The sequence below is a fragment of the Pseudoalteromonas sp. S558 genome (assembly GCF_005886635.1).
Classification (GTDB): domain Bacteria; phylum Pseudomonadota; class Gammaproteobacteria; order Enterobacterales; family Alteromonadaceae; genus Pseudoalteromonas; species Pseudoalteromonas aliena.
In genome coordinates this window covers 1-13,245 of the sequence record NZ_PNDU01000101.1, presented here as the reverse complement: position 1 = coordinate 13,245, position 13,245 = coordinate 1, and the positions used below count along the sequence as shown (strand labels likewise).

At 38.2% G+C, this 13,245-nt stretch carries 12 protein-coding genes; 7 read left to right on the top strand and 5 right to left on the bottom strand.

The genetic code is table 11. The features are described from left to right. Positions 1-274 precede the first annotated feature (274 nt). From CWB66_RS08305 to CWB66_RS08285, 5 genes are read right to left on the bottom strand one after another with little or no spacing between them, the layout of a single operon-like run. The gene (locus CWB66_RS08305) at positions 275-721 is read right to left on the bottom strand and encodes a DUF2069 domain-containing protein (RefSeq protein ID WP_138584994.1); all 447 of its coding nucleotides are present in this window, start codon (positions 719-721) and stop codon (positions 275-277) included. Continuing rightward, positions 718-1,272 (bottom strand): NAD(P)H:quinone oxidoreductase, encoded by a 555-nt coding sequence (wrbA, locus tag CWB66_RS08300; RefSeq protein WP_077537616.1) that lies wholly within the window; start codon positions 1,270-1,272, stop codon positions 718-720. The genes CWB66_RS08305 and wrbA overlap by 4 nt, the downstream gene beginning before the upstream one ends. Continuing rightward, positions 1,272-1,619, bottom strand: a complete 348-nt coding sequence (gene arsC, locus CWB66_RS08295; protein ID WP_077537617.1) for an arsenate reductase (glutaredoxin) — start codon at positions 1,617-1,619, stop codon at positions 1,272-1,274. Before arsC ends, wrbA begins: the two co-directional genes overlap by 1 nt. A gap of 53 nt (positions 1,620-1,672) precedes the next feature. Beyond that, positions 1,673-3,130, bottom strand: coding sequence for a beta-barrel assembly-enhancing protease (gene bepA, locus CWB66_RS08290; protein ID WP_138584993.1), 1,458 nt, complete (start codon positions 3,128-3,130; stop codon positions 1,673-1,675). A gap of 1 nt (position 3,131) precedes the next feature. Beyond that, positions 3,132-3,791, bottom strand: coding sequence for a hypothetical protein (locus CWB66_RS08285; protein ID WP_077537619.1), 660 nt, complete (start codon positions 3,789-3,791; stop codon positions 3,132-3,134). Between the two features lie 274 nt (positions 3,792-4,065). Between CWB66_RS08285 and CWB66_RS08280 the strand changes: the two genes are divergently transcribed. The 7 genes from CWB66_RS08280 to CWB66_RS08250 all read left to right on the top strand — a co-directional run bounded on the left by CWB66_RS08280 (position 4,066) and on the right by CWB66_RS08250 (position 13,222). Then, complete coding sequence (locus CWB66_RS08280) at positions 4,066-4,284, top strand: hypothetical protein (protein ID WP_077537620.1); 219 nt, start codon at positions 4,066-4,068, stop codon at positions 4,282-4,284. Continuing rightward, a complete protein-coding gene (locus CWB66_RS08275) occupies positions 4,277-5,350 on the top strand; it encodes an AI-2E family transporter (protein WP_138584992.1) in 1,074 nt (357 codons plus the stop codon). The genes CWB66_RS08280 and CWB66_RS08275 overlap by 8 nt, the downstream gene beginning before the upstream one ends. 126 nt (positions 5,351-5,476) lie before the next feature. Beyond that, positions 5,477-7,732 carry an aminotransferase class V-fold PLP-dependent enzyme gene (locus tag CWB66_RS08270; RefSeq protein WP_138584991.1) on the top strand — a complete coding sequence of 752 codons (2,256 nt, stop codon included), beginning with the start codon at positions 5,477-5,479 and terminating at the stop codon, positions 7,730-7,732. 359 nt (positions 7,733-8,091) lie between these two features. Next, the gene (pgi, locus tag CWB66_RS08265; RefSeq protein ID WP_138584990.1) at positions 8,092-9,738 is read left to right on the top strand and encodes a glucose-6-phosphate isomerase; all 1,647 of its coding nucleotides are present in this window, start codon (positions 8,092-8,094) and stop codon (positions 9,736-9,738) included. Positions 9,739-9,996: 258 nt separating this feature from the next. Continuing rightward, on the top strand, positions 9,997-11,469 hold the full coding sequence (gene zwf, locus CWB66_RS08260; RefSeq protein ID WP_138584989.1) for a glucose-6-phosphate dehydrogenase: 1,473 nt from the start codon (positions 9,997-9,999) through the stop codon (positions 11,467-11,469). A gap of 2 nt (positions 11,470-11,471) precedes the next feature. Next, complete coding sequence (gene pgl / locus CWB66_RS08255; protein ID WP_138584988.1) at positions 11,472-12,182, top strand: 6-phosphogluconolactonase; 711 nt, start codon at positions 11,472-11,474, stop codon at positions 12,180-12,182. Positions 12,183-12,517: 335 nt separating this feature from the next. After that, a complete protein-coding gene (locus CWB66_RS08250; protein WP_138584987.1) occupies positions 12,518-13,222 on the top strand; it encodes a SapC family protein in 705 nt (234 codons plus the stop codon). Positions 13,223-13,245: the final 23 nt, after the last annotated feature.

Sequence of the window (13,245 nt, the reverse complement as noted above, 5' to 3'; positions counted from 1 at the left end):
ATACCAAGATCCATAAATTTTTGATCAATTTAACGAATTAAATTGTACTATAACGTCGTTAAAAATTTTTTATTTAAAACAACTAGATACAAAAATTTTTGCCTAGTTCTAGCGTGATTTTCTTAACGTTAAATAGACCCCACATATAAGCAGATTGGTATTAGATTACTTTTTAAAACAGAGTCATCTTAGTGAGTTGGTACAATAAAAAACACGCTTAAATTAATGTAAGCGTGTTTTTTATTTTTAGTTCAGTATAAAGAGCCGGTCTAACTTAATGAGTATTATGCTCATTTGCCGCTTTTTCTTCAGCAAGTTCTTCTTTAAGTTTACGAATTTTCAAACCTAGCTCTTGTCCGCGATGTCTAGCGTAATACGTACAGCCAATAAACATCGCTGATGCAAATACCAGTTCCAATAAAACCCATATTAGCTCATCAGGAGCAACCCAGAGCATGGTAAGTCCATGAATAAAATACAGCATGACAATAAAGTTTGCCCAAGCATACGTGTATGTATTGTCTTTAATTATTCCTCTAAGAGGCAACAATAGCGGAATAATAGGCAAAAGCAGAGATATTAAGTCGACTGGGCCTTCTTGAGGGGGGACAACATACATCCACAGTGGCATTAAAATAAACAGTCCGATATAGCCAACTATCGCAGTGCGTTGAAATTTAATTGTAATGGGCTTTTTAGCTGGGTTTTGGGCTGTATTCATTGAAGTTTTCTCGCAATTTTTGTGAGGCGCTTACCTACGCTTTGGCATATTTTAATTTCGTCTTTGCTTAGCTGAGCGCAGTTACTGCTTCCAGCAACATGACTCGCACCGTAGGGCGTGCCGCCTGTTTGCGTGGCTAGCAGCTCAGGGACATCGTAAGGCACCCCAAGTAACATCATGCCGTGATGCAGTAATGGCAGCGATAGATTAAGTAAAGTGGCTTCATTCCCCCCATGCATACTGCTTGATGATGAAAATACACAGCCGGGTTTATCTATTAATTGACCTTTTAGCCATAGATCACTGGTGGTTTCCCAAAACGCTTTTGCTTGGGAGGCCATCATGCCAAATCGTGTTGGTGTACCAAAGGCAAGCCCATCGCAGTTTATCAAGTCTTCTTTGGAGATCACTATATCATGCGCGTTTTTAGCCACAAACGTACGCAGCAAGGCGGTAGCGCCTTGTTGCTCTATCGACTCAGCTATTTCATGAGCCATGGCTTCAACGGAGCCATGGCTTGAGTGATAAAGTACCACTATGGTTGTACTCATTATAAAACGCTTAGTACGTTTTCTGGCGGGCGTCCAATTGCTGCTTTATTATTATTGACGACAATAGGGCGTTCAATAAGCTTTGGATTTTGCACCATTGCATTAATTAGTGCGTTTTCACTTGTTTCATCTTTTAAATTAAGTGATTTGTAATCATCTTCTTTGGTGCGCATTAAATCACGGGCTGATGAAAAACCAAGCTGACTAATAAGTGTTGTTATTTGTTGATGAGTTAATGGTGTTTTTAAATATTCGACAATTGTCGGCTCAATAGAATTATTTTGTAATAAAGCAAGCGTTTCACGTGATTTAGAGCAACGCGAATTATGATAAAGGGTAACAGACATAAAATGTATCCAAAGTGTGAGTTGCGTCTATTTTAGGGCAAGTGCTTGCAGACTTAAAGTCTTGCAAGCTCTTTTTGTAAACGACGGTATTGGGTAAGTAATGCTTTTAATCGTTGCTGTTTTATAAGCTCTGTAGGCTCTACGAAGTTAAGTGCTTTTTGGATTTCATCAGCAGCTTTTAAGTATGCCCCATATTGCGATAAAACATCGGCATTCGCCTCATGATACGCCGCGAGTTTATCTTGTTTTTGATAAGCATCGGCAAGTAGCTGCTTTCCTAAGCTGTGCTCTGGCTTTTCAAGTAAAAAACTTTTAAGTATATTTTCTGCCAGCTCATATTGTTCTGCCTCAAGTGCTGCATTGGCATAGTTAAGTGTAATAACTTGATTGTTAGGACGATATTTGTTGCGTTCGGCTAAAAATGTAACCGCTTCAGCCGCGTTTTTTTGAGCGATAAATAAATCGGTTTTAGTATCGATATAAAAAAGATTTTTAGGATCGTTTTTTAATAACTTATCTAAAATAGGCTGCGCTTCATCTAATTTATCTTGATCCAGTAGGCTAATAGCTAAACCGTATTCTAGTGCAACGTTATGGTAACTTTCTTCACGCATTAATTTTCTAAATAAAGATTCAGCATCTTCTGGCTTGTTATCGTAACGGGCAATCACTCGGCTTTTGGCTAAATCAAAATCGAGGCTGGCAGGTAAGCGACGCATAGGAAATTGTTCTGCACGTAAGCGTACATCAGATACACGACTCTCTGGTAATGGGTGAGTTAGCAAAAAAGCAGGTGGCTTATACTTGTATCGAATTTGCGCAGCTAGTTTGGTTAAAAATTCACTGGATGCACGTGCATCAAAACCTGCATTATTAAGCGTTTGCATACCGATACGATCTGCTTCTTGCTCAGCCGAGCGGCTATGTGTTAATTGGCTAAAAGCAGATTGCGTTTGACTTGCTGAAATAATAGCAATACCTGCATCGGGTGCCACAACAGTTGCTAATATACCGGCAATCATACCCGCAATCGTCAATGCGCTATTATCCTGTTGTTGTTGAATTCTACGCGCCAAGTGGCGCTGGGTTACATGGGCAATTTCGTGACCAAGGACCGAAGCGAACTGACTTTCGTTATCAGCTTGCGCAATTAAACCTGTATGAACGCCAACGTGCCCGCCGTAAAACGCAAATGCGTTTATTTCAGTATTATTTATCCAAAAAAACGAAAACGGAAAACGGATATCATTCGCGTTAGCAACAAGCTTGCGACCAATCGTTGTTAAGTATTCATCAAGCACAGGGTCGTTAATTACAGGAGAAGAGCCGCGTATTTGCATCATCATCACTTCGCCAATAGCACGCTCTTTTTCGAGCGGAAGAGCTTGTAATGCAGATGTGCCTAAATCGGGAAGCGTGAAATTAGTTTGTGCTTTTAAAGGCTCACTGACTAATAAGCTAAATGTGATCACGGCACTGCATAGCGCGGTAAAGGCTGATTTTAGTTGCATTTTATTCCTTATTAACCGATTTACTAAGGGCATTTGTACTTATTTTATCGTCATTTTCATGACTGTCTTTTTCATAAGATTGGTATAGTTCTTTTATTGTGACACCATCGAGCTTTACAACGTTCAATTCGCGTTGTAAAAAAGCAATAATTCTATTTACTACTTTATGAGCATGTAAAATAAGCGCTTTATCGGCTTTATCGCCGGTTTTAAAATAAAAGCCAATAAATGTATGCAGCTGGTTTATGCGGATCAAGTTTTTCATTACAAGCGGGTCCCATTCTTTAAAATCTATAAAGTTGCTTCCCCTTATATAGTGATCCGTTATTTCTTCTGTGGAATAAGGCTGAGCCCACAGTTCAAACCCTCTGTCAGTGAAAACGCGGTGAAGGTTTATACGAGGTTTACTTTGGTTATGCATGTCACCAGGGTTGACTTCCTGACCATCGACTAAGTCTGTATTCCAATTACGTTTATCAAGTAATCTTTTAACCGCATTATCAAACCCATGCTCTAAAATACCCTCGGATTCGCTAATTGATGACGCAACGAGATGGTAAAACGGTGCGAGATCTCCCCAATTAATTTGTTTTTTAAAAAAATTAATGTCTTTGAGTGTTGGATTACTTGGAAGGTGCGCTTTATTATGAGGGCTGGGCATTAATCGGTCCTTACAGCTAACTATGGTATAAGGATAAACCATTGCGGAGGTTGTTTTAAGAAAAAGTTACATTTGTTCGCATCTTATACCAATTAGGCACAAGTATTTAAATAGTTTAATGTATTAAATCACGTCGATAAAATTTTTATTTTAGAATAACTAGATATAATTTTTTATCGCTAAATTGATGCCATATTTAAGCAAATTAGTATTATACGTTATTAGAGTGAGGTTATACCGCTTATTATTCATTTAACACATTGGAAATGTGGGCATGTTGAAAGAAAATTTACGCATTTACAAATGCCCTCAACAATTTATTCAGTTTAAATTAGGGTTACGTAAAGCATCATCGTTAAAACAAAGTATTATTTTTAGTTTAAATAATAATGAAGACATAAATGATATAGAACGATTTTTGAAAAAGAATTCTTATCGTTATAATTTAAATAAACAACACGGGTTGTTATTAGTGGAGCCATTACATGTTTGAATATGTAAAAACATGGTACGAAAGGAAGTTCTCGGATCCTCATTCGGTTACCTTATTATTTTTGTTATTGGCCTCTGTTGCCTTGTTGTACTTTTTTGGCTCGTTAATTGTTCCAGTGTTGGTGGCTTTGGTTATTGCTTATTTACTTGATTGGCCCGTTATACATCTAGAACGTTTTGGTTTAAAACGATTTACAGCAACCGTCATTGTGATGCTAATATTTACCGGCATTATGCTCACGCTTATTTTGGTTATTGGCCCTGTGCTTTGGAAGCAAACGAGTAACTTGGTGCAAGAAACGCCTCATATGGTTGAGCAAGGTAAGTCTTATTTAATGGCTTTACCCGAGCAATACCCACGTTTAATTAATCTTGAACAAGTACAAGCAATTGTTGCAACGGTTGAGACTAAAGTTATTGAGTTTGGTCAAGTTTTGCTGTCGTTTTCGTTAACGTCTTTAAAAGATGTCGTAGCTTGGCTGATTTATTTAGTACTTGTGCCTCTACTTGTGTTTTTTATGCTCAAAGATAAGTTAGAACTGACAGGAAGCGTAGCTAAATTGATCCCTCAACAGCGACGTTTGATTTTACAAGTATGGAATGAAATGAACCAACAAATCATGAATTATATTCGTGGTAAAGTGTTTGAAATTTTGATTGTAGGCGGTGTTTCATTTATTGCGTTTACGGTCTTAGATTTACGTTATGCGGCGCTACTGGGTGTACTTGTTGGCTTTTCGGTGTTGATCCCGTTTGTAGGGGCGGCGCTTGTGACTATTCCTGTTGCAGCTGTGGCCTTATTTCAATTTGGATTAGAAACCCAGTTTTGGACTATTTTAATTATTTACGGAATTATTCAGGCGTTAGACGGTAACGTGCTTGTCCCATTACTTTTTTCTGAAGCGGTTGATTTAAATCCCGTGTTTATAATTGTAGCGGTGCTATTTTTTGGTGGGTTATGGGGCTTTTGGGGGGTGTTTTTTGCAATCCCTCTGGCTTCGTTAGTAAAAGCGCTAATAACAGCTTGGTCATCAACCCATGAAGAGCTCACTAAAGAGCTCGCATAATGGATTTTTAGTATAAAAAAGAATAGTAAACGCACCACTAGTGCTAATTGATTATTACTCATTCCCCTAAAATTTATGTACTATTGGGAATAAGATATATTTTTTAGTAATAAGGTGCGTTTTTTAATGTCTGAGTTTTTATTGCACGATGAGCCAGTAAAACAAGTTTACCTTGATGCAAACGCAACAACGCCAGTATTGCCTTGTATTGCTGATGTTGTTTCTCATACCATGCAAATTTGTTTTGGTAATCCATCCAGCCCTCATATTACAGGTATTCAAGCAAAGCATTTATTAGAACAAACACGCCAAAAAGCACGCACGGTTATTGGTGCAAACAGTGGTGATATTTTATTTACCTCTGGTGCGACCGAAGGTATTCAAACTGCGGTGGTCTCTACGCTTATTAACGCTAAAAAAAATCCGATTAAAAACCCTGTGCTGTTATACGGCGCGACAGAGCATAAAGCGGTCCCAAACACGTTAAAACATTGGAACAGTGTGCTCGAAATCAATGCACAAGTGTTAGCTATTCCTGTAGATAGTAATGGTATTTTAGACTTAGATTTTATAGCAAAGCATATTAACAACGCGTTGATGATCTGCACTATGGCGGTTAATAACGAAACGGGCGTATATCAAGACTTAAATGCTATTGAACGCACAATTCGTGGTCGCAACAATGATGTGTCGTGGATGGTTGATTGCGTTCAAGCATTAGGTAAGCAAGCGTTAACATTGAGTGACACAACCATAGATTACGCACCTTTTTCTGGGCATAAACTGTATGCGCCTAAAGGTATTGGCTTTTTATACATTCGTGAAGGCAGTGCATATACGCCTTTTATTGCCGGTGGCGGTCAAGAAAGCGGTATGCGTTCGGGAACCGAAAACCTACCGGGTATTGCGGGCCTAAATAAACTATTTAGTATGTTGCTTGATAAATCTGAGTGCACATTTAAATCGGCTGATGTACTTAATGCCTATCGAAGCCAGCTGCAAAGTGCCATTGTAGATACCTTTGGTGATATTACATTTAATCATGATTTTACTTGTAGTGTGCCAACGACACTGAATTTTGCTGTTAACGATTTAACCAGTAAAGAAGTTATAGACTTATTTGATGCGGCGGGAATTCGTGTTAGTGGTGGCTCTGCTTGCAGTACAGGTGCATCAACCAGTTTTGTTTTAGATGCAATGGGTGCAAGCAAGTGGCAAAGCGAAAACGCGATTAGATTATCGTTTGGTCCTGCGGCAACAAAGGAAGATATTGATCATGCTTGTACGCGTATACGGGCTCTTAAGGTGATATTGCAGGCAAATTGTTTAATAGTATCTGACAGTACAACACCTCAGCAAGAAGTGTGCGCGCTTGGTTTAACTCAGTTTAGGCACTTAGGTGCATGTAGTTGGCTTTATGTGAGCGACAACAAACAGGCTGTTATTATTGATCCCATAATAGAGCTTATTCCTCGCTTTGAAAAAATAGCTAATACGCAGAACCTTGTTATTAAGGGAGTATTAAATACGCATATGCATCAAGAGCGAAGTTCAGCAATTACTTTGTTAAGCAGTGTACTAGCTGATCGTATCCTTAAAGCCGATGTTGATGAGTTAGGCTGGCCTATAAATGATCAACACATAGAATTGGGCCAAGATGTGTTAGAAAAAATAACCACGCCAGGGCATAGCCTAGATAGTGTTAGCTATATTCTTAAAAACGCTAAAAGTAACATGAGTTACTGTTTTTGTGGCGATTTGATACTACCAGCAGGTTTGGGTAATACATCACTTATCGGTGGTGATGCTAAAAAAATGGCGGAGTCTATTTTAAAGCTAGACGTACAATTAAATGACACGAGCGTTATTTGTTCGGGCCATGATTACCAACAATGCTTTGCTATGAACTGGGCTGTACAACAAGCACAAACGCCATTACTAAATGCATTGATCACTCGTGGTATTGATACTGATGAATTTGCAATTAAAAAGCAAAGTTACGATGCAGTTAAACAAGTTAATAGCACGCAATTGTGTGGTTATGTAAATGCACTGCCTGAAATTGAGACACAACAACTGAGTTTTGATGACGCTAAAAAAATGTTAAAAGCAAATAATACCTATTTAATAGATACTCGCGAACCATACGAACATGATGCTAATAACGTGGCGCAGTTATTTAATACAGATGATGATAAAACCCTCAACATACCGTTGAGTCGTATGGCGAATGCCATCGTAGAAGAGCAGTTAAGTAAAAGTAAGCACTATATTTTATTGTGTCGCAGTGGTAACCGCTCAAAAGTAGCGGCCACTAATTTAATACAATTGGGTTATAAAAAGGTTTATAACTTAAGCGGTGGGTTAGCGCTGAGTCATTAAGTACATCGTAGGTGCATATTAAATCGGCTTAAATGGCCGATTTTTTATTTAAAGGGAATTGCTAAAATATTGCACAAAAAAATTAGTAAGATTCATTAATATTTCATTTTAACCAATTAAGCTATTTCTGCGCCTTTAAAATTGTAGGTCAATTAATTTATAATTTTTTTATGATACCGGTGTCAAAAGCTAAAATTTGCGTTATCATCTGCATCTAAAATTATAAAAACAGCACTTTTTTTGCGTTTCTAGTTAAACTATTAACGGCATTTTTTTAGTGTTAATAATCCGTGTTTAGAGTTTTGTTTTTATAAAAGTAACTTTAAATCAATTGGTTGAAAAAATTAAGGGGTGTTTCCATGTCTAACCGAACGCAATTAGCAAGCTGGCAAGCACTAGAGAAAAGTGCAGCTAAGATGAAGCAAACTCATCTTAAAACGTTATTTGCACAAGATGACACACGCTTTTCTCAGTTTTCGACTCAAATACCAGGCGTATTATTCGACTACTCTAAGCAACTTATTGATAATGATGTTTTTACTAATTTAATGTCGCTTGCTAAAGAATGCGATATTGCATCGTGGCGCGATAAAATGTTCAGTGGTGAAAAAATTAACATCACTGAAAATCGTTCAGTGTTACATACGGCGCTGCGTAATCGTGCTCATACGCCACTTTTTGTTGATGGTGAAGACGTAACACAAGCGGTAGATAACGAATTAGCTAAAATTAAAACATTTGTTGAAAAGGTACGAAGTGGTAACTGGGTAGGTTATACCGGTAAAACCGTAAAAGATGTTGTAAGCATTGGTGTTGGCGGCTCTAACCTTGGGCCACAAATGGCCACTGAAGCACTTAAAGCATTAGCTGACGATACACTTAATGTGCACTACGTATCTAATGCTGATGGCGTTCAAATTGCATCTGTTTTAAAAGTAATTGACCCTGAAACAACGCTATTCGTTATTTCCTCAAAAACATTTACGACATCAGAAACCATGACCAATGCAAAAACAGCCGTGGATTGGTTTTTAGAAACTGCGAAAAATGAAAGCGCAATTGCAAAACATTTTGTTGCGGTAAGTACAAACTTAGAAAAAACGGCAGCCTTTGGGATTAGCGACGAAAACGTATTCACTATGTGGGATTGGGTGGGCGGTCGCTTTTCACTTTGGAGTGCGATAGGCTTACCCATTGCGTTGTATTTAGGGTATGAGGCTTTTGAGGCGATTTTAGAAGGCGCGTTTGAAGTAGACGAGCATTTTAAAGCAGCAGAATTTGAGCAAAATATACCATTAATCATGGCGTTGCTTAGCGTATGGAATACCAGCTTTTTAGGTTATAAGGCACAGGCTATTTTACCTTACGATCAAGCACTTCATATGTTGCCAGCTTATTTACAGCAAGGTGAGATGGAAAGTAACGGTAAACATGTTAATTTTGCAGGCGAAACTGTGCCTTATACTACAGTTCCTATTATTTGGGGCATGACGGGTATTAACGGTCAGCATGCGTTTTATCAGTGTTTACACCAAGGTAATGTAGTCGTACCTGCCGATTTTATTGCATCAGTTAAACCACAAGTTAATGTTGATAAGCATCATGATATTTTATTATCAAACTTCTTCGCACAAACAGAAGCAATGATGAGTGGTGTAGATGCAGGGCAAGTTACTGCTGATTTAACCGCTAAGGGTAAATCGCAAGCGCAAATAGATGAATTGTTAAACCATAAAATTCATCAGGGGAATCGTCCAACAACATCTATGCTATTGGATACAGTTGATGCTAAAGCAGTAGGGCGTTTAATTGCGCTGTATGAACACAAGATATTTTGCCAAGGCATTATTTTAGAAATATGTTCGTTTGATCAATGGGGTGTTGAACTTGGTAAAGGTCTAGCATCTAAAATTGAAAGTGAACTCACTGATGAAAGTGTTAAACACACGCACGATAGTTCTACAAACGGCTTAATGGCGTACTACAAGCAAAACCGTACGCAGTAAAAATTCGCTTACGCAAGTAAGTAAACCGAGTACCTTTGAACGGGTAGCGCTGGAGTGCTTAGGGTCTGTATTTTTGTGAGAGGAGATACAGAGCCCCTAAGGCTCATTTAATTAGCGCAGATGATAAAATAAAAATAAAACATCATTAACTAAGATCAATTCAGCAGGCTTTTTGAACATAAAGTCAACATCATCCAAGAAGTGGCATACCTTCGTGCCGTATGGCAGCGATGGGTATCCTAAACGTAGAGAGTAACGATGCTTAATCCTTTTGATATTATAATTTTTGGGGGCGGTGGTGATCTTGCGTTACGCAAATTATTACCTGCAATGTATCGAGCATATCAAGAAGGTAATTTACCTGAAGGCTCACGTATTTTGCCAACGGTACGCGAAGAAAGTAAAAAATCCGAGTACATAGAAACAGCACACAAGGCTTTACAAGAATTTTTAAGCAAGGGCGAGTTTAACGCTAAAGATTGGAAAGCATTTTCTACTTTTTTAGTACCCGTAGTAAGTAATGTTACAGAAGCAGACGACAACTGGGATGTGTTAAAAGGCATTTTAGATGAGCATGAAAGCACTAAGTCTCGCGTGTTTTATTTATCGCTTCCGCCTGCTGTTTACGGCACATGTTGTGAAATACTCTCTAGCAAAGGTTTAATTACACCTACATCACGTGTTGTTGTTGAAAAGCCTATTGGTTATTGTGGTGAATCTGCAGAAGCAATCAACTCTAAAATTGCAGAGTTTTTTGAAGAAGAACAAATCTTTCGTATTGATCACTACCTTGGTAAAGAAACAGTACAAAATTTAATGGCACTGCGCTTTTCAAACTCTTTGTTTGAAAATATGTGGGATGCTAAATCAATAGATAACATTCAAATTAGCTTATCAGAAACAGTGGGCCTTGAAAGCCGTGCTGGTTTTTACGATAAAGCTGGCGCACTGCGTGACATGGTTCAAAATCATTTATTACAACTACTGTGTTTAGTTGCAATGGAAGCGCCTAATAAATTAAATGCAAATAGTATTCGTAATGAAAAGTTAAAAGTATTAGAAGCGCTTCGTCCACTTATTAATGGTGACGTTGATGAGCACACAGTACGTGGGCAATATGTACCAGGCGACTTAAATGGTAAAATTGTACCAGGCTATTTGGAAGAGCTAAATGAAGGTTCAAGTAAAACAGAAACCTTTGTGGCTATCCGTGCACATATCGATAACTGGCGCTGGGCAGGAGTGCCATTTTATCTTCGCACCGGTAAGCGAATGACGAAACGTTGTGCTGAGATTGTGGTTGAATATAAAAAAGTATCTCACAATATATATGAAGATAACGTAGGTAATATTGAACCAAACCGCCTGGTTATTCGTTTGCAGCCGGAGGAAACAATTCAATTAACGCTAATGTCAAAGCGCCTTGATAACCTTGAAATGCAGCTTGAACCAGTAACAATGAATATTGAGCTTTCACAAGCTTACAGCAATGGTTTTCACTCAGATGCGTACAAGCGTTTAATGCTTGATGCCGCTGCAAATAACCCATCATTATTTATTCACCGTGATGAAGTTCGTCAAGCGTGGAAATGGATTGATCCAATCATCGACCGCTGGCAAGAAAAAGGCAAACCGGCGCTTTACCGAGCTGGGAGCTGGGGTCCAGATGATGCTGATGAATTATTGGCTGAAAAAAATCATGTGTGGTTTAACACCGGTGAAAAGGCATAAATATGGCAACATTAGTTGAGAAGTTTTTTGATAATAAAGATGCGTTGACGAAAGAGCTTTCAGCAACACTTGAGCAATCACTACGTGACGGCATTGAAAACAACGGCCGTGCAGTACTTATGGTCTCAGGCGGCTCATCACCAGCACCGACCTATAAGCACTTATCAACGCTTGATTTAGATTGGAAAAATGTTGATGTTGCCATGGTTGATGAACGCTGGGTAGACACTACACATGAAAAAAGTAATGAAGTGTTTATTAAAAATACACTATTACAAAACTATGGCAGTGCCGCTAATTTTATTACTATGAAGAACACTGCAGCAACGGCTCAACAGGGCGTACAAGAGTGTGAAGCGGCTTATAGCGAGCTAAAAAGCCCATATGATGTAACTATTTTAGGTATGGGCCCAGATGGCCACACTGCATCGTTATTCCCAAATGCAGAAGGTTTAGAGCATGGTTTAACAACCACACAATCAGTGTGTGCTATCAATGCAATACAAAGTGATGTGACAGGTAGTATTACCGAACGTATGACTTTAACGTTAAATGCCATTGCCCAGTCTAAAGTAGTTAAGCTTTTAATTAGTGGTGAAGAAAAACTGGCTGTTTATAAGCAAGCAAAAGCGGGAGGCGATGTTAATGACATGCCACTACGCGCGGTGCTTAATCACCCAAGTATCAATATTGAAGTATATTGGGCTCCTTAATTTAGGCAAAAATATAACGTTATAAGGCAGCTTTCGTAAGCTGCCTTTTTATTTGCTTAAATTTAAGTCTAAACACTCAAAAAAATAATTCTGAATTGTTAACCAATGTTAATGAATCTCTGTGTTTTGTATTAAAATCAACCATGAAGTGTGTTGTTTTTGAACAAAATTCATGTGTTTGAGTTGTATGTTTTTTAGCAACGCTTGGATTTAGTTAAATTTTATTTTTTCATGACGGTTGTCATAAAAGTTTCCCTTCCTTTTTTAGCTCAAAAGCATTAGCCTAAAGGTATTAACAATGAAACACATAAACTAAAAATAAACGGAGCAGTAACATGGCGGAGCAACAAGTACAGCCTTTACACAACGAAAAACATGCCAATACTAAAATTAAAAATGGCATCAACGTAGAATTTATGAAAACGCAACATTTAGTGCCAGTAGTTGCACATGAGTTTGCACGTGTAGCTAATGAATTTCCTATGTCTTTTGTTAAAAATAATGAAAGCGACACGTTTCAAGCTGTTGCTATGTTTGGTCTTGAGCCAGGCGAAAACTTATTTGTTGAAAATGGTAAATGGACCGCAGCATTTGCACCTATGGCAACGACTCGCTACCCATTAGGCCTAGTTAAACACCCAGAGCAAGATCAATTCGGTATAGTAATTGATGAAGCAAGCTCACTTGTTGGTGAAGAGGAAGGTAATGCGTTATTTGAAAACGGCGAAGAAACTGATTACTTAAAACGTCGTAAAGAAGCGCTAGTATCGTTTATTGAATTTTCTCAAGTGACAGATGCATTTACTAAATTTCTTGCAGAGAAAGAGCTTTTAGTTGCGCAAACACTAACGGTTGACATTAAAGGCGAGAAAAAAGATATCAATGGTATCTACCTTATCGACGAGAAAAAGTTAAATGAGTTAAGCGATGCAGATTTCCTTGAACTTCGTAAACGCGGTTATTTAGCACCAATTTATTCTTTCTTAACGTCGACTCATCAAGTTGCACGTTTAGCGCGTTTAAAAGCTCAACAAGCTTAATTATACCAATTACATTAAATTAG

What these genes read in the sequence shown, in the direction of transcription:
- arsC (WP_077537617.1), bottom strand. Translation starts at nt 1,619, where the DNA reads ATGTCTGTTACCCTTTATCATAATTCGCGTTGCTCTAAATCACGTGAA.
- CWB66_RS08270 (WP_138584991.1), top strand. Translation starts at nt 5,477, where the DNA reads ATGTCTGAGTTTTTATTGCACGATGAGCCAGTAAAACAAGTTTACCTT.
- pgi (WP_138584990.1), top strand. Translation starts at nt 8,092, where the DNA reads ATGTCTAACCGAACGCAATTAGCAAGCTGGCAAGCACTAGAGAAAAGT.
- CWB66_RS08280 (WP_077537620.1), top strand. Translation starts at nt 4,066, where the DNA reads ATGTTGAAAGAAAATTTACGCATTTACAAATGCCCTCAACAATTTATT.
- pgl (WP_138584988.1), top strand. Translation starts at nt 11,472, where the DNA reads ATGGCAACATTAGTTGAGAAGTTTTTTGATAATAAAGATGCGTTGACG.
- wrbA (WP_077537616.1), bottom strand. Translation starts at nt 1,272, where the DNA reads ATGAGTACAACCATAGTGGTACTTTATCACTCAAGCCATGGCTCCGTT.
- CWB66_RS08250 (WP_138584987.1), top strand. Translation starts at nt 12,518, where the DNA reads ATGGCGGAGCAACAAGTACAGCCTTTACACAACGAAAAACATGCCAAT.
- CWB66_RS08305 (WP_138584994.1), bottom strand. Translation starts at nt 721, where the DNA reads ATGAATACAGCCCAAAACCCAGCTAAAAAGCCCATTACAATTAAATTT.
- bepA (WP_138584993.1), bottom strand. Translation starts at nt 3,130, where the DNA reads ATGCAACTAAAATCAGCCTTTACCGCGCTATGCAGTGCCGTGATCACA.
- zwf (WP_138584989.1), top strand. Translation starts at nt 9,997, where the DNA reads ATGCTTAATCCTTTTGATATTATAATTTTTGGGGGCGGTGGTGATCTT.
- CWB66_RS08275 (WP_138584992.1), top strand. Translation starts at nt 4,277, where the DNA reads ATGTTTGAATATGTAAAAACATGGTACGAAAGGAAGTTCTCGGATCCT.
- CWB66_RS08285 (WP_077537619.1), bottom strand. Translation starts at nt 3,791, where the DNA reads ATGCCCAGCCCTCATAATAAAGCGCACCTTCCAAGTAATCCAACACTC.